This is a genomic window from Streptomyces sp. NPDC018029, assembly GCF_044327655.1.
Taxonomy (GTDB): domain Bacteria; phylum Actinomycetota; class Actinomycetes; order Streptomycetales; family Streptomycetaceae; genus Streptomyces.
Map to the genome: position 1 here is coordinate 149,131 of NZ_JBIRFV010000005.1, position 15,195 is coordinate 164,325.

Consider the following 15,195-nt stretch of genomic DNA (forward strand, 5'->3'; position numbering starts at 1 on the left):
ACTTGCTGCCCCATCGGCCGGGGTGACTTTGGGTACGCTGGCAACCGCCTCGGCGCCCCCTGGGAGTGCTGAGGCCCGCGGCCCGGCGGGTCTTCTTCGGCCTGCCCGCGGCCCGTTTTCCGTCCAGTGACCCGCCCGCTTCCGCGCTTCGGCGCCGGAGCGCGGCTCGTCGTGCCCGAAAAGAGTGCATCTGTGACTGATCTCGACGCCCCCGCCCACGCCTCCACCTCCGCCCCCGCCCACGCCCCGTACGACGCAGGCACGATCACGGTCCTCGACGGGCTTGACGCGGTGCGCAAGCGGCCCGGCATGTACATCGGCTCGACGGGCGAGCGCGGCCTGCACCACATGGTCCAGGAGATCGTCGACAACTCCGTCGACGAGGCGCTGGCCGGGGTCGCCGACCGCATCGACGTGACGGTCCTGGCCGACGGCGGTGTGCGCGTTGTCGACAACGGCCGGGGCATTCCGGTGGGCATGCACCCGGCGGAGGGGAGGCCGGCCGTGGAGGTGGTGCTGACCGTGCTGCACGCGGGCGGCAAGTTCGGCGGCGGCGGATACGCGGTCTCCGGCGGCCTGCACGGGGTGGGCCTGTCGGTGGTCAACGCGCTGTCCACGAAGCTCTCCGTGGAGATCTGGACCGACGGCCACCGGTGGACACAGGAGTACGAGAACGGGGCTCCGACCGCCCCGCCGGCGCGCCACGAGCCGACCGCGCGGACAGGCACCGCGCTGACGTTCTGGGCGGACGGCGAGATCTTCGAGACCACCGAGTACTCCTTCGAGACGCTCTCGCGGCGCTTCCGGGAGATGGCGTTCCTCAACAGGGGGCTCACGCTCACCCTCACTGACGAACGGACCGCGAAGACGGTCGGCTACCGCTACGACGGCGGCATCACCGACTTCGTCACCCACCTCAACTCCCGCAAGGGCGAGCCGGTCCACCCCTCCGTCATCTCCATCGCCGCCGAGGACGCGGAGCGGCTGCTGTCGGTGGAGGTGGCGCTGCAGTGGAACAGCCAGTTCTCCGACAGCGTCTACTCCTACGCCAACACGATCCACACGCACGAGGGCGGCACCCACGAGGAAGGCTTCCGCGCGGCGCTCACCACGGTGGTCAATCGGTACGCGCGCGAGCGGAAGCTGATGCGGGACAAGGACGACAACCTCTCCGGCGAGGACATTCGCGAGGGTCTGACCGCGATCATCTCGGTCAAGCTCGGCGAGCCGCAGTTCGAGGGCCAGACGAAGACCAAGCTGGGCAACACGGAGGCGAAGACCTTCGTCCAGAAGGTCGTGCACGAGCACCTCACGGACTGGTTCGACCGGAACCCCAACGAGGCCGCGGTCATCATCCGCAAGGGCATCCAGGCCGCCACCGCGCGCGTGGCCGCCCGCAAGGCGCGCGACCTGACCCGCCGCAAGGGCCTGCTGGAGACGGCGTCGCTGCCCGGCAAGCTCAGCGACTGCCAGTCGAACGACCCCACCAAGTGCGAGATCTTCATCGTCGAGGGTGACTCCGCCGGTGGTTCGGCGAAGTCCGGCCGCGACCCGATGTACCAGGCGATCCTGCCCATCCGGGGCAAGATCCTGAACGTCGAGAAGGCGCGCGTCGACAAGATCCTGCACAACCAGGAAGTCCAGGCCCTCATCTCGGCCTTCGGCACGGGTGTGCACGAGGACTTCGACATCGAGAAGCTCCGCTATCACAAGATCATCTTGATGGCGGACGCCGACGTCGACGGCCAGCACATCAACACGCTGCTCCTGACGTTCCTCTTCCGCTTCATGCGGCCGCTGGTCGAGCACGGGCACATCTACCTGTCGCGTCCGCCGCTCTACAAGCTCAAGTGGAGCCGTGAGCACATCGAGTACGCCTTCTCGGACCGGGAACGCGACGCGCTCGTCGCACGCGGCCGGCAGGAGGGCCGCCGCGTCAGGGACGACTCCATCCAGCGCTTCAAGGGCCTCGGCGAGATGAACGCCGACGAGCTGCGCGTCACCACGATGGACCCCGACCACCGTGTCCTCGGCCGGGTCACCCTCGACGACGCGGCGGTCGCCGACGACCTCTTCTCGGTGCTGATGGGCGAGGACGTCGACGCGCGGCGCTCCTTCATCCAGCGCAATGCCAAGGACGTCCGCTTCCTCGACATCTGACCGGCCCGCTGGTCAGAGCCGCTTGCGCAGGACCGCGCACGGGCGGTGCAGGGCGCGGTCCTCGCGGTGGCCGATGACGAGGTAGCCGAGCGCGGTCCAGAAGCGCAGGGCCTTCGGGTTGTTCTCCAGGACGGCGAGGCGCACGGCCTCGCGCCCCGCGCTTCGGAACCGGTCCTCGACGAGGGTCGCCAACTCACGCCCCAGGCCGGTTCGGTGTGCGGACGCGTCGATCATCAGGAGCCCGATCCAGGGGTCGGGGTCCGTCGGGTCGGGGTGCCGGTCGAGGGTGAGGGCGATGCCGACGAGCCGGCCGCGCGAGCGGGCGAGGAGCACGTCGGCGCCCGGGTGGGCGAGCTCGTCCGCGAGTGCCTTGGCGACCTGTTCGACGCGGATGTCGTCGGGGTCGGGGAAGTCGCCGCTGAGCGCGAAGAACTCGCGGTTCGACGCGTACAGCGCGGTCACCTCGGTGAGGACGTGGCCGGGCAGGGCACCGTCGACGGCGGTGAGCGGTTCGAGGATCATGCGGGGCAGGTTACGGCTCGGACGCCCCTCCACAGTTACGTCCGTTGCTTGCGCAGGGTGCGCCATTCGCTGACCGCGCCCCACGCCGCGCAGCCGAACGCGCCCACCAGGCAGGCCACCCAGCCGGACGACCGCTCCTGCGGGTCGAGCAGCGTGTCGACGGTGAGGGCCGCGAAGAGCAGCGACGAGGCCAGGGCGCCGTAGAACTTCTGCCGCGTGACGCGCTGCGCCCTGCGCGGCCCCTCGGAGAGACGCAGGGCGTAGATCTCGACGTCGCCGAAGACGTCCTCGGCGCGCCCGGCCCGCCGGGCCTCGGCGAGGTGCTGCCGCGCTTCCTGTACGTGGCCGCGCGCCTCGCCGGCCTTCATGGCGTGCCGGCCGCGCAGCAGTCCCTCCAGGCGGGCCAGCCACCGCTCGTCGTCGGGGCCGCCTGCCGGGTGCGCGGGCGTGAACCAGCGGTCGATCGTGGCGTCCGGGAGCAGGAAGGCGCCGGCGGCCCACGCGGCGCCGGCCAGCATGAGCACCGGGGCGGGCACGCGGAACAGCTGTTCGCCGGAGAGGGCCGTGGCGCAGGCGATCCCGGTCACCAGGGTCGCGGCGGCCGCCGCGAGGAACGCCCACATGCCCCGCAGCCGTCCGGCGGCGCGGGCGGCGAAGGCGACGCAGGCCAGTGTGGCGGCCAGGACGATGCCCGTGACTCCCGCGACCGATGACCGGTTCACCCCGGCCCACAGCCCGTCCTGGTACCAGTACAGGCCGAAGACGGCCGCCCAGATCACCCCGAGCGTCCCGACGGAGGCGGTGATCCGCTCGCCGGGGCGCATGCCGCGCGTGTCGAGCTGGGCGCGGTACCGCTCGCTGACGCGTTCGGCGGCGACGGTACGGGCGTACGCGGTCGGGTCACCGAGCACGTCGAGGGCGGGCTGCCCGGCCTCTTCGACCAGTTGGCGGGCCTCGGCGAGCATCTCCTCGGCGAACCCGACGGGCACGCCCTCGTCGAACGCGAGCCGCACCTGGACGGTCGCGGCCCACTTCTCGTCCTCCTCGCGCGCCCAACTGACCTCAGGTGTACGGGTCGTACCTGTCCTGCTCATTCCTCGTCCCCCTTCGCCGGGAGCTTCACCGGAAGGAGCGAGTCGACGGTCCGGGAGAACGCCCCCCAGGCGGCCTGGTCACGCCGCAGCCTCGCCCGCCCCTCCTCGGTGATCCGGTAGTACTTGCGCCCGGGCCCGCCGTCCCCCGCGCCCCACTCGACCTCGACGGCGCCCTCCTCTTCGAGGCGCGTGAGGGCGGGGTAGAGGGTCGCGGCCTTGACGCCGTCGAGCCCTGCCTCGCCGAGCCGCCCGAGCAGGGCGTACCCGTAACTCCTCGTCTCACTGTCGAGGATCCCGAGCAGGCAGAGGGGCAGTGCGGCCCGCGTCCATGCGGTGGGCGAAGTGGCCACGGCGCCCTCTTTCGTCACGGCTCACGGGCTGACAGCTCTTCAGCCCGACTGACTATTCGAGTATTCATAATAGTCGGCGTTCTGTACAACCCCGTCGTTCATGAGGAAGGAGGTGACCAGGGAGCTGATGGCTTCGGGGCGCTGCAACGGCATCATGTGGTCGCAGTCGGGGAACGTGGCGAAGCGGCTGCCGTCGATCGTCTCGGCGAAGGCCCGCTGCCGCTCGAGGGTGTGGAGATGGTCGTGCTCGCCGGTGAAGACCAGGGTGGGCACCCCTACGAGGCCGCCCGACAGGGAGCGGTGCTCGGTCAGGGCGGTCTCCAGCAGGTTGACGTTCTGCGGATCGCGGGCCAGGGCGCGCAGGGAGCGCCGGACGTAGCCGAGGGACAGAGCCCGGCGGTGGACGTGGTGGCTCTCGTCGAGGCAGAGCAGGCCGGCGGCCATGTGGTCGGCGAAACCGGCGGTGTCACCGGCCTTCGCCTTGCCGATGGCGTGCCCGAGGTGGGCGACGATCTCCTTCGTGAGCTCGACGGGCACCCCGCCGATGAGGAGACGCGCGACCTGACCGGGGTGCCGCTGCGCGTAGTGGAAGGCGACCGCCGCGCCGAGGGAGTAGCCGTAGAGATTCACGCGGGCGTGGCCCGTGTCGGCGACGATGGCCGCGAGCCCTTCGGAGAGCTTGTCGATGCTGCTCTGATCCGGGGACTGGAAGGCGGCGGGGTCCAGGCCGGGCATGTCGACGGTGATCAGACTGGTCCGGGGCAGGACCACGTCCTCCAGATACGTCCAGTCGTACATGCCCTCGAGGATTCCGCCCATCAGGACCACGGGTTCGGTGGTGGGGGCCGGCCGGCGCATCTCGCGGTAGGTGTACGACACGCCTCGCACCGTCAGAGTGCGGATGTGTTCCTCGGTCATGTGCTTCTCGATTCCGTCGCAGCCGTCACTCCGTGCAGCCGTCACTCCGTCGCGGCCGTCACTCGCCCGTGGTCTTCTGGCGCACGACGTTCAGCAAAGTGGCGACCGTGTCACGCGAGTTGAGGCTCACGTCGGCCAGGTCGACGGCGCACTCGTCCTCGACCAGCCAGCGCAGCTCCTCCAGCGCGAGGGAGTCGATGCGCAGTTGGTGGAACGGAGTGTCGGGGGAGACGTCCTCGAGGCGGACCCCGAAGTTCTTTCGCAACAGATCCCGGACGCGATCAGTAGCTTCCACTTCAGCTTCCACTTCGTACCGCTCCTTGTTCGCGATGATCCATCGAGAAGGTGGTACGCATGTGCCGCTCTCATCGGAACAGCGGTCACGTGGCCACCAACCGCTCAGACCAGGCCAACGAACCAGCCGCCACACGGGTTACGGGACCGCTCCGCGGTGCCGGGGGGCCGTCCCGGTCCCGGGCACGACGGAGGGCCCCGGCGGCGACACCGCCGGGGCCCTCCGAGCCGTCATCTCAGACGTTCACGCCGAAGTCCTGCGCGATGCCGACCAGGCCCGAGGCGTAGCCCTGGCCGACGGCGCGGAACTTCCACTCCGCGCCGTTGCGGTACAGCTCGCCGAAGACCATGGCGGTCTCGGTGGCGGCGTCCTCGGAGAGGTCGTAGCGCGCGATCTCCGTGCCACCGGCCTGGTTGATGATGCGGATGAAGGCGTTCCGCACCTGGCCGAAGTTCTGCGAGCGGTTCTCGGCGTCGTAGATCGAGACCGGGAAGACGATCTTCTCGATGTCGGCGGGCAGACCCGCGAGGTTCACGTTGATCTGCTCGTCGTCGCCCTCGCCCTGGCCCGTGACGTTGTCACCGGTGTGGACGATGGTCTGGTCCGGCGTCGCCTTGTTGTTGAAGAAGACGAAGTGCTGGTCCGAGAAGACCTTGCCCTGGGTGTTCACCGCGATCGCGGAGGCGTCCAGGTCGAAGTCGGTGCCAGTGGTGGTGCGGACGTCCCAGCCGAGGCCCACGGTGACGGCGGTCAGGCCCGGAGCCTCCTTGGTGAGCGAGACGTTGCCACCCTTGGACAGGCTTACTGCCATTGTTGGGAGTCCCTTCCCTCGTTGCATACGTACGGGCTTCGTACTGGGGACGAAGCTACCGTTCACCCCTAACAACGCGGACCAGGGTCCCCAGGGTTCCGCATCGCTTTACTTTCTTTACCCGTGGTCCCACGAAAAGCGTGTGACGTGAGCCCGACAGACGCGGGACCATGGAGGCATGTCCGGTCCCTATCCCATCCGCGGCTCCGTCTGTCTGCCCGAGGCCGAGCTCATGTGGCGTTTCTCGCGGTCGTCGGGGCCGGGCGGGCAGCACGTCAACACCACCGACTCCCAGGTCGAGCTGCGGTTCGACCTCGCCGGCACCGATGCGCTCCCCGAGGTGTGGAAGCAGCGCGCCCTGGAGCGGCTCGCGTCCCGGCTCGTCGACGGCGTCGTCAGCGTACGGGCGAGTGAGCACCGCTCCCAGTGGCGCAACAGGGAGATGGCGGCCACGCGGCTCGCCTCCCTCCTCGCCGAAGCGACCGCGCCGCCGCCTAAGCCGCGGCGTGCCACGAAGGTTCCTCGTGGCATCAACGAACGGCGCCTGCGCAACAAAAAAGCCCGGAGCGACACGAAACGGGGCCGCTCCGGCCAGGGCTGGGTTTAGCCCTCGTCGGGGGGCGCCCCGTTCAGGGGCGCGGGGAACTGCGCGAGCAACCACAAAAAAAGCCGCAGTCGCATCTGCCGGGATCCCGGCACACGCGACTGCGGCTTCTCGCTGGCTGAGCGCGCAGTTCCCCGCGCCCCTGACGGGGCGCAGCCGGACGGGGCGCTAGCCCAGTTGGCGGTAGCGGCCGCGGAAGTACAGGAGCGGGCCGCCCTCCCCGCTGGGAAGGGCGGCCGTCAGGACGCGGCCGATCACGAGTGTGTGGTCGCCCGCCACCACCGTCTGCTCCGTGCGGCACTCCAGGGTGGACAGCGCGCCGCCGACCAGCGGCGCACCGGACGCGGCACCCCGTACGTAGGGAATGTCCTCGAAGAGGAGCCGGTCGCTGATCCGGCCCTTCATCGCGAAGCGGCCCGCGATGTGCCGCTGGCTCTCCGAGAGGACCGACACCCCCCACAGGGGCTGCTCGGCGAGCAGGTCGTCCATCCGGGAGCCCTCGCGCAGGCTCACCATGACCAGGGGCGGGTCGAGGGAGACGGACAGGAAGGCCGTGGCCGTCATGCCCACGTCCTCGCCCACCGGCGCGGCCGGATCGTCCGGGTCAAGGCCGGGCTCGCGCGCCGTCACCAGGACCACGCCCGCGGCCAGGCGGGACATCGCCGCGCGGAACTCGTCGTTGCTCACCCCATCAGCATGCCCATCCTTCGACGGGACGCGTGGGGAAGGCGGGGCCGGGAGAGTCTTCAGTACGTGAGCCACGACGTCGAAGCTAGCCGGTGAGCCCTCCTCGAAACATCGGGCTCCGGTCCCAGACCGGTCCTAGGACCGACGGCGGAGCCGCGCGAAGGGAAGAACCGAGGGAAAGAACTCGGCAAAGCAGGCACGCAGTGCCGCCCGATGCGGTGGACTAGTCCAAGGGACTGGACCAACGGCGGCTTCTCACCTGTGACTTGAGTCACAGGACCCATATTTTGTTGACCCTGTGTACCGAGTGGGCAGCTCGCTGTGATTCAGTGACGGTGGCAATAAGACACTGAGGGCACAAAGGCACAAGACACAGTCACACGGCACGGAAGACCACCACGGAAGAACACTGCGGGCGCTGCGCATCCTGGAGTTGCTGTCGAGGTCTCGGGGAGAACGAGCATGGAGACCGAGTCGGAGCCGTACGTCCGTCTTGCGACCCTGCGGCAGCTGCACCAGGTGGTAGCGGAGCTGAACACGGCCCGGAGCCTGGCGGACACGCTGCAGACCGTCGCCGACGGCGTCGTCAACGGCCTTGGCTATGAACTGGCGTGTGTCAATCTCGTGCGCCCGGACGGCGATCTCGTCGTCGCCGCCTTCGCGGGCAACCCCTCCGCCGAGGCCCTCATCACCGGACGTGTCGGCTCCCGCGACGCCTGGGAGCGCCGCCTCGCCATGGGTGAGGCGTGGGGCGCGCTGCGCTTCATCTCGCACACCGAGGGCTGGGTCCTCGACGACGACGACGTCCCGCAGTGGTACACGGAAGGGCCCGAGCCCCGCTTCGAGGACGAGTGGCACCCCTCCGACCGCCTCTTCGCCCCCATGTACGCGACCGGGGCGGCCGGCGGCGAACTGCTCGGCGTGATCTCCGTGGACCGGCCGCGCAACGGCCGCAGGCCCGGCGCCTGGGGCCGCGAGGCCCTCCAGATGTACGCGTTCCAGGCCGCCATCGCGATCAGTAACGCCCGGCTCAGGGCCAACATGCAGCGCGCCCTGGTCCGCCTGGAGCGGGAGCAGCAGGCGCTGCGGGCCAGCGAGGAGTCCTTCCGGCAGGCCTTCGAGTACGCGCCCTCCGGCATGGCCATCGCCGAGATGGGCGGCGACCAGCACGGCCGGATCCTCCGGACCAACGACGCGCTCTGTCGCCTCCTCGGCCGCCCCGCATCCGCCATGCGGCGCTACTCCTTCTCCGACCTCGTGCACCCCGAGGACATCGGGACGCTCCTCCGCACCTCCGCCGAGGGCGGCCGCGCCGAGCTGCGGCTCGCACGGCGCGACGGCACGTACGTATGGGTGAGCCTGCGCAACTCTGTGGTCGCCGACGCCGCCGACGGTCCCCGCTTCCTGCTCACGCACGTCGAGGACATCGAGGAGCGCAAGCGCCGCGAGCTGCAGCTCGCCCACCGGGCCAGCCACGACTCCCTCACCGGCCTGCCCAACTCCGCCGAGCTGCGCGCCCGGCTCAGCGCCCGCCTCTGCCGCAGGCCGCACGCGGGCCGCCCCAGCGCCGTGGACTCCCTCGACGCCGCCTACGAACACGGCTTCGACTTCGGGCACGCCTCGCTCCAGCAGGACGAGGGCTTCGACCCGCACGTCCACACCGTCGCCCCCCAGGGCGGCGAGGGCGACGTGGACGACGGCACCAAGGGGCTCGCCGTCCTCTTCTGCGACCTCGACGGCTTCAAGTCGATCAACGACCGGTTCGGGCACCACACCGGTGACGCCGTCCTCATCGAGGTCGCGCGCCGGCTCACCAGCGGGGTGCGGGACGGGGACACGGTGGCGCGGCTCGGCGGCGACGAGTTCGTCGTCCTCGCCGACGGCCTCGGCCGCGCCGACGCCCAGGACCTCGCGGTCCGCCTGCGGAACGCGATCATCCCGCCGATCCGGGTCGACGGCAGAGCGGTCCGGGTGGGGGCCAGTTTCGGCATCGGCTGGGCGCACTGCGGGATGTCGGCCGACGAAGTGTTGCACTCCGCCGACCAGCGGATGTACGTGGAGAAACGCTCACGTGCCAAGCAGCACCGGCGGGCCGGATAGCGATACCGATGAGGTCAAGGCCACTCCTTGGGCTCACTCGGACCGGGTAGGCTCCCCGCGTCAGCGATGTAAGGGAGTGACCTGGGAATGACGCCCGGCAATAACGGCGAGAACACGCCGAGCGCGCCGCAGGGCGACGACGATCCGTTCGGCTACCTGTACGAGGACGGACAGGCCGCCGGCGCGACCCCGCCCGGCGGTGGCGGTGGCTACGGGTACCCGGGGCCCCGGTCCTCGTACAACCAGGTCAGAGCGGTCGGCGACCGCCGCCCCGCCTACGGGCAGCAGACGTACGGTCAGCAGGTGCCGCAGCAGGCCCAGCAGCAGGCCTACGGCAGGCCGAACGCCCACTACACCGCCCCCGAGGCGCAGCCCGGCGGCGCCCCGGTGACGCAGCCCATGCAGCCGGCGAGCGGCGGCGGCCGCGGACGTGGTCCCAACACGAAGGGGCTGCTGATCGCCGCCATCGCCGTGGTGGCCGTGGTCGCCATCGGCATCGGCGCCGCGATGATCTTCGGCGGCGGTGGCGACGAGAAGGACGGCGAGGCGCAGGCGGGCGGCAAGCCGACGCAGGCCGAGTCCGTCAAGCCCAGCGAGAAGCCGAGCAAGAAGCCCGAGAAGCCGGTCGAGCTGCCCAAGACGGACGCGAAGGCCCTGAAGCTTGAGGGCGGCACGACCACGGCGTCCGACGTCGACGGCGCCAAGGCGTCGGGCGGGGTCTATGTGGCCGGCTTCGACAAGGTCGGCGCCCAGGTGACGTGGACGGTCAACGGCATTCCCAAGGCGGGCTCGTACAGCCTCCGCGTGAACTACGGCGTCCCCGGCAAGGACTCCAACGCCACGATCCTCGTCAACGGCAAGAAGCAGACCCGCCCCCTGAACATGAAGAACTTCGCCCACGCGGAGGAAGGGGACTGGGAGAAGGGCTGGACCAACACCTGGGCGGTGGTCCAGCTCACCAAGGGCACCAACACGGTCACGCTCACCTGCGCCCAGAGCGACCTGTGCGGGACGACAGGGGCGAACATCGACCAGATGTGGCTCGTCGAGGGCACCAACGGCTAGCTGTCCGCTGCCGGTTGCCTCAGCAGCCCCAGGAACCCCGCCACCGTCCCGGCCATCGCCTCGCGAGCCGGGACGAGGTATTTCCGGGGGTCGACGCCCTTCTCGTGGGCGTCGAGGTACGCGCGCACCTCGCCCGTGAACGCCGTGTTGAGGGCCGTGCCGACGTTGATCTTCACCATGCCGGACGCGATGGCCCGGCGGATCTCCGTGTCCGGTACGCCACTTGAGCCGTGCAGCACGAGGGGGACGGGCACGGCCGCCGTGAGGGAGGCGATCAACTCGTGGTCCAGGGTGGCCGTGCGCTCCGTCATCGCGTGCGAGGAACCGACGGCCACCGCGAGGGCGTCGACGCCCGTGTCGGCGACGTACGCGGCCGCCTCCGCCGGATCGGTGCGGACCCCGGGCGCGTGCGCGTCCAGCGGGGCCTCGCCCTCCTTGCCGCCCACCTCGCCGAGCTCCGCCTCCACCCAGATGCCGCGCTCGTGGCCCCAGCGGACCGCGTCCGCCGTCGCCTTCACGTTCTCGCCGTACGACAGCTTCGACGCGTCGAACATGACGGAACTGAAGCCCTCCGGGTGCGCGGCCCGCAGCAGCTCGACGTCCGTCACGTGGTCCAGGTGGAGCGAGAGGCGGGCCGTGGACGCGTGGGCCACCGCGGCCGTCGCCGCCGCTATGGCGGAGAGCCGGCCGCCGTGGAACTTCACGGCGTTCTCGGAGATCTGGAGGATCGCGGGCGTCCCGGCCCGCTCGGCGCCGAGCGCGACCGCCTCCGCGTGCTCCAGGGTGATGACGTTGAACGCGGCGACGCCGTGACCCGCGGCGCGGGCCTCCGCGACGAGTTCGCCGGTGCTGACCAGTGGCACGTGCTCCCCAATTCCCAGGGCGCTGCGCCCCGTTGTGCGGTGCGAGATGCGGGTCTGTGATCAGGTGCGGTGGGTCACGCCGGTGTGGCCTGAGCGGTCACCGCGACCCGAGGCAGCAGTTCTTCGTACGTGGCGGGGTCGAACTCGCCCGCCACCGGCGCCACCACCGTCGCCGCCGACAGCGCCACGGCGCGGGCCAGGCGGTCGGGCCACGGCAGCTTCTCGGCGAGCCCGGAGAGGAGCCCCGCGACCGCCGAGTCGCCGGCGCCGGTCGGGTTGCCGCCCACCCGCTTCGGTGGCCTGGCGCGCCAGCCGCCGTCCGGGGTGACCGCGAGGAGGCCGTCGGCGCCGAGCGAGGCGACGACGGCGTGCGCGCCCCTGCGGCGGGCGTCCTGGGTGGCCTGCGCCGGCTCGTGGGAGCCCGTCAGCTCGGCGAGCTCGTCGGCGTTGGGCTTGACGATGTCGGGGCGGGCGGCGACGCCGCGGCGCAGCGGTTCCCCGCTGGTGTCGAGCAGGACGGGGACGCGGGCGGACCTGGCGGACCGTATGAGGAGGGCGTACGCGCCGACGGGGACGCCGGGGGGCAGGCTGCCGCAGAGGGCGACCGCGGTCAGGTCGCCGCGGTGCAGCGATTCCTCGTAGGAGTCGAGGAAGGCGGCCCACTCGGCGGGGGTGACCGTCGGGCCCGGCTCGTTGAGCTGGGTGGTGTCGCCGGTCGCCGCGTCGACCACGGCGAGGGTGCGGCGGGTGGTGCCCGCGACCGGGGCGAACGCGTCCGTGACGCGCGGCTCGGCGGCGAGGCGCTCGCGCAGGGTGCGGCCGGTGTCGCCGCCCGCGAAGCCGGTGACCGTCACCTCGTGGCCGAGGGCGGCGAGCACCCGGGCGACGTTCACACCCTTGCCGCCAGGGCGTTCGACGACCTCGGTGACGCGGTGCGTGGTGTGCGGGACGAGGGCGGGGACGCGGTAGGTGAGGTCGAGGGCCGCGTTCAGCGTGACGGTGAGGATCACGCGTACCACCCCCGAAGTGCCTGTCGAACGTGCTTGCCGTTCGCCTCTCTTGGGCCCTGATCATGCCAAACAGAAGGCGGTTGGCCCAGGGGGGAGGGCCAACCGCCTTCTGTTCAGGACACCCGAACGGGTGGTGAAATCACCCGAGTTGGGGGTTAAAAGGGCTCAACCACCCATTCGCCCTTCCGCATGACGCCCTTCAGGTCGAAGGCCGCGTCCAGGACCACCAGGTCCGCGTCCTTGCCCGGCTCCAGGGAGCCCACCCGGTCGTACAGGCCGAGGAGCCTCGCCGGATTGGCGGAGATGGCGCGGACGGTGTCGTCGACGGAGAGGCCGTCGACGGTCACCGAGCGCTTGAACGCGCGATCCAGGGTCAGCGTGGAGCCCGCGATCGAGCCGCCCTCGACGAGCCGCGCCACGCTGTCCTTCACCTCGACCTCCAGCGGGCCGAGCATGTAGCGACCGTCGCCGAAGCCCGCCGCGTCCATGGCGTCCGTGATGAGGGCGACGCGGGAGGCGCCCGCGTGGTGGAAGGCCAGCTCGAAGGCGGCCGGGTGGAGGTGGGTGCCGTCGTTGATCAGCTCGACGGTGACCCGCTCGTCCTCCAGGAGCGCGGCGATCGGGCCCGGGGCGCGGTGGCCGAGGCCCGGCATGGCGTTGAAGAGGTGCGTCGCGACGGTGGCGCCCGCGTCGATCGCCTCGACGGTCTGCTCGTACGTCGCGTCCGTGTGGCCGATGGCCGCGATGACGCCGTGCTCGGCGAGGAGCCGCACGGAGTCGATGCCGCCCGGCAGCTCGGTGGCGAGCGTGCACATCTTCGCCTGGCCGCGGGCCGCGTCGAGGAGCTTGCGGACGTCGGCGGGGTCGGGGTGGCGCAGCAGGCCCTCGCTGTGCGCGCCCTTGCGGCACGGCGAGATGAAGGGGCCCTCGAAGTGGATGCCCGCGATGTCGCCCTGCTCGGCGAGCTCGGAGAGCACGCCGGCCCGCTGGGCGAGGAAGTCCATCTCGCCGGTGACCGTCGAGGCGACGACGGTCGTGGTGCCGTGCAGCCGGTGGGTGTGGACGCCCTTCAGGACGTCCTCGACCGTGCCCGAGGTGAAGGAGGCGCCGCCGCCGCCGTGGTTGTGGATGTCGACGAAGCCGGGGACCACCCAGTGGCCGGTGAGGTCGACGGTCTCGGCGCCGGCGGGCGGGCTCCCTGCGATGCGGGTGCCGTCGACGATCACGCGGCCGTTCGGGACGGTTCCGGTGGGCAGCACCACCTGGGCACCGGCGAGAACCTTGCTAGTGGCCATCAGGTGGCTACCTCCGTGGGGTGGTGGGGTGTCGGGTCGGGGTCGGTGGTGGGGCTTTCCGTGGGCGGGCCGTCGGTGGTGGGGCTTTCCGTGGGCGGGCCGTCGGTGGTCGGGCCGATGAGGTCCCAGGCCAGCAGGCCCGCGCCCAGGCATCCGGCGGTGTCGCCGAGGGCCGCGGGCACGATCTCCGGCAGCGTCTGGAACCGCACGACGCGCGCCGCGACGGCGGCCCGCAGCGGCGTGAACAAGGTTTCCCCGGCCTCCGCGAGACCGCCACCGATGATCAGGGTGTGCGGGTCCAGCAGGGTGAGGGCGGTGAGCAGGCCGTCGGCCAGGGCGTCCACGGCGTTCCGCCAGACCTCCTGGGCCCTCGGGTCGCCGGACTCCACGGCCTTCGCGCAGTCCGCGGCGTCCGCCTCCGGGTCGCCGCTCGCCTCGGCCCACGCCTTGCTGACCGCGGACGCGGAGGCGAGGCGCTCCAGGCAGCCGCGCTGGCCGCAGCCGCAGGGCGGGCCGCCAGGGCGGACGACGATGTGCCCGATCTCGCCGGCCGAGCCGTGGGCGCCGGGCTCGATGGCGCCGCCGATGCCGATGGCGCCCGCGATGCCGGTTCCCAGGGGTACGAACAGGAACCGGTCGGCGCCCTTCCCCGCCCCTATGCGGCCCTCGGCGAGGCCGCCCGTACGGACGTCGTGGCCCAGGGCCACGGGGACGCCCTCCAGGCGGGCGCTGAGGAGGTCGCGCAGGGGGACGTCGCTCCAACCGAGATTGGCCGCGTACACGGCCACACCCCGCTCCGCGTCCACGATGCCCGGCACGGCGACTCCCGCCGCGGCGGCGGGCTCCCCGAACCGCTCGACGCCGTGGGCGCGCAGCTCCGCGGCGAAGCCGAGGATGGACTCGACGACGGCGTCGGCGCCGCGGTCGCGTCCCGTGGGGCGGCGCGCCTCGTGCAGCAGGGTGCCGTCGGCCCCGACCAGGGCGGCCTTCATTCCGGTGCCGCCCACATCGAGGGCGATGACGTGTCTCACGGGGACAGTCTCGCGCGTCGGCCGTGACAGGTCTAGTCCACTTCGTGCTCCCGTGCCGGGCGCGCGATCTTTTTGGGCGCAGCTGTCCGCTTGTGGGGGGCCTCGGGGGAGGGGGTGGCGGCCCCTCCGGGGCGGGGGGTGGTCGGCGTTGCGCGCCCCGGGCTGTGCCGCCCGTCCTTTCCTCGCCGCTTCGCGGCGGATCTTTCCCACCCGCCCACCCGGCACCCCGCAACGATCGGTTGCCGCACTGCCTCGCCGCTTCGCGGCGAAACTTTCCCACCCACCCACCCGTTGCTCCGCACCTGACGACCACTGGCAGAACCCCGCCGCTTCGCGGCGGATCTATTCCCACCCGCCCACCCGTTGCCCCGCACCTGACGACCGCTGGCA

Annotated in this window: 15 protein-coding genes; 4 read left to right on the forward strand and 11 right to left on the reverse strand. The window is 71.5% G+C overall.

All coding sequences use genetic code 11. From position 1 onward, the window contains the following. Positions 1-192 precede the first annotated feature (192 nt). Complete coding sequence (gene gyrB, locus ACH4D5_RS16980; RefSeq protein ID WP_398302903.1) at positions 193-2,160, forward strand: DNA topoisomerase (ATP-hydrolyzing) subunit B; 1,968 nt, start codon at positions 193-195, stop codon at positions 2,158-2,160. A gap of 12 nt (positions 2,161-2,172) precedes the next feature. Here gyrB and ACH4D5_RS16985 read toward each other — a convergent pair whose 3' ends face one another. The 6 genes from ACH4D5_RS16985 to ACH4D5_RS17010 form a co-directional block, all read right to left on the reverse strand. Next, entirely contained in the window at positions 2,173-2,682 is a 510-nt protein-coding gene (locus ACH4D5_RS16985) for a GNAT family N-acetyltransferase (RefSeq protein WP_398302905.1), read from the reverse strand. Positions 2,683-2,717: 35 nt separating this feature from the next. After that, positions 2,718-3,776, reverse strand: coding sequence for a hypothetical protein (locus ACH4D5_RS16990; RefSeq protein ID WP_398302907.1), 1,059 nt, complete (start codon positions 3,774-3,776; stop codon positions 2,718-2,720). Continuing rightward, on the reverse strand, positions 3,773-4,126 hold the full coding sequence (locus ACH4D5_RS16995) for a PadR family transcriptional regulator (protein ID WP_398302909.1): 354 nt from the start codon (positions 4,124-4,126) through the stop codon (positions 3,773-3,775). The genes ACH4D5_RS16990 and ACH4D5_RS16995 overlap by 4 nt, the downstream gene beginning before the upstream one ends. 39 nt (positions 4,127-4,165) lie before the next feature. Further along, the gene (locus tag ACH4D5_RS17000; protein WP_398302911.1) at positions 4,166-5,044 is read right to left on the reverse strand and encodes an alpha/beta fold hydrolase; all 879 of its coding nucleotides are present in this window, start codon (positions 5,042-5,044) and stop codon (positions 4,166-4,168) included. A gap of 58 nt (positions 5,045-5,102) precedes the next feature. Continuing rightward, positions 5,103-5,351 (reverse strand): acyl carrier protein, encoded by a 249-nt coding sequence (locus tag ACH4D5_RS17005; protein WP_398302913.1) that lies wholly within the window; start codon positions 5,349-5,351, stop codon positions 5,103-5,105. A 223-nt stretch (positions 5,352-5,574) separates the two neighbouring features. Beyond that, positions 5,575-6,150 carry a TerD family protein gene (locus tag ACH4D5_RS17010; protein ID WP_030791572.1) on the reverse strand — a complete coding sequence of 192 codons (576 nt, stop codon included), beginning with the start codon at positions 6,148-6,150 and terminating at the stop codon, positions 5,575-5,577. A gap of 178 nt (positions 6,151-6,328) precedes the next feature. On the opposite strand from ACH4D5_RS17010, the gene arfB reads away from it, so the two are divergent. Then, a complete protein-coding gene (arfB, locus tag ACH4D5_RS17015; RefSeq protein ID WP_398302915.1) occupies positions 6,329-6,757 on the forward strand; it encodes an alternative ribosome rescue aminoacyl-tRNA hydrolase ArfB in 429 nt (142 codons plus the stop codon). 165 nt (positions 6,758-6,922) lie between these two features. Here arfB and ACH4D5_RS17020 read toward each other — a convergent pair whose 3' ends face one another. After that, the gene (locus ACH4D5_RS17020) at positions 6,923-7,504 is read right to left on the reverse strand and encodes a flavin reductase family protein (RefSeq protein ID WP_398303736.1); all 582 of its coding nucleotides are present in this window, start codon (positions 7,502-7,504) and stop codon (positions 6,923-6,925) included. A 399-nt stretch (positions 7,505-7,903) separates the two neighbouring features. Between ACH4D5_RS17020 and cdgB the strand changes: the two genes are divergently transcribed. Both cdgB and ACH4D5_RS17030 read left to right on the forward strand, forming a co-directional pair. Next, positions 7,904-9,541 (forward strand): diguanylate cyclase CdgB, encoded by a 1,638-nt coding sequence (cdgB, locus tag ACH4D5_RS17025; RefSeq protein WP_398302917.1) that lies wholly within the window; start codon positions 7,904-7,906, stop codon positions 9,539-9,541. 87 nt (positions 9,542-9,628) lie between these two features. Then, positions 9,629-10,606, forward strand: a complete 978-nt coding sequence (locus tag ACH4D5_RS17030; RefSeq protein WP_398302919.1) for a carbohydrate-binding protein — start codon at positions 9,629-9,631, stop codon at positions 10,604-10,606. Here the strand turns inward: ACH4D5_RS17030 and ACH4D5_RS17035 are convergent. From ACH4D5_RS17035 to ACH4D5_RS17050, 4 genes are all read right to left on the reverse strand, one after another. Further along, positions 10,603-11,469, reverse strand: a complete 867-nt coding sequence (locus tag ACH4D5_RS17035; RefSeq protein ID WP_398302921.1) for a ketose-bisphosphate aldolase — start codon at positions 11,467-11,469, stop codon at positions 10,603-10,605. The two genes, ACH4D5_RS17030 and ACH4D5_RS17035, sit on opposite strands and share 4 nt — an antisense overlap. A gap of 74 nt (positions 11,470-11,543) precedes the next feature. Next, a complete protein-coding gene (locus ACH4D5_RS17040) occupies positions 11,544-12,479 on the reverse strand; it encodes a 1-phosphofructokinase family hexose kinase (protein WP_398302923.1) in 936 nt (311 codons plus the stop codon). A 155-nt stretch (positions 12,480-12,634) separates the two neighbouring features. Further along, positions 12,635-13,774, reverse strand: a complete 1,140-nt coding sequence (nagA, locus tag ACH4D5_RS17045) for an N-acetylglucosamine-6-phosphate deacetylase (protein ID WP_398302925.1) — start codon at positions 13,772-13,774, stop codon at positions 12,635-12,637. Then, positions 13,774-14,805: an ROK family protein gene (locus ACH4D5_RS17050; RefSeq protein WP_398302927.1), complete on the reverse strand. Its 1,032-nt coding sequence runs from the start codon at positions 14,803-14,805 to the stop codon at positions 13,774-13,776. Before ACH4D5_RS17050 ends, nagA begins: the two co-directional genes overlap by 1 nt. Positions 14,806-15,195: the final 390 nt, after the last annotated feature.

Coding starts and splice junctions, on each gene's coding strand:
- ACH4D5_RS17000 (WP_398302911.1), bottom strand. CDS start 5,044: ATGACCGAGGAACACATCCGCACTCTGACGGTGCGAGGCGTGTCGTAC.
- ACH4D5_RS16985 (WP_398302905.1), bottom strand. CDS start 2,682: ATGATCCTCGAACCGCTCACCGCCGTCGACGGTGCCCTGCCCGGCCAC.
- ACH4D5_RS17010 (WP_030791572.1), bottom strand. CDS start 6,150: ATGGCAGTAAGCCTGTCCAAGGGTGGCAACGTCTCGCTCACCAAGGAG.
- cdgB (WP_398302917.1), top strand. CDS start 7,904: ATGGAGACCGAGTCGGAGCCGTACGTCCGTCTTGCGACCCTGCGGCAG.
- arfB (WP_398302915.1), top strand. CDS start 6,329: ATGTCCGGTCCCTATCCCATCCGCGGCTCCGTCTGTCTGCCCGAGGCC.
- nagA (WP_398302925.1), bottom strand. CDS start 13,774: ATGGCCACTAGCAAGGTTCTCGCCGGTGCCCAGGTGGTGCTGCCCACC.
- ACH4D5_RS16990 (WP_398302907.1), bottom strand. CDS start 3,776: ATGAGCAGGACAGGTACGACCCGTACACCTGAGGTCAGTTGGGCGCGC.
- ACH4D5_RS17030 (WP_398302919.1), top strand. CDS start 9,629: ATGACGCCCGGCAATAACGGCGAGAACACGCCGAGCGCGCCGCAGGGC.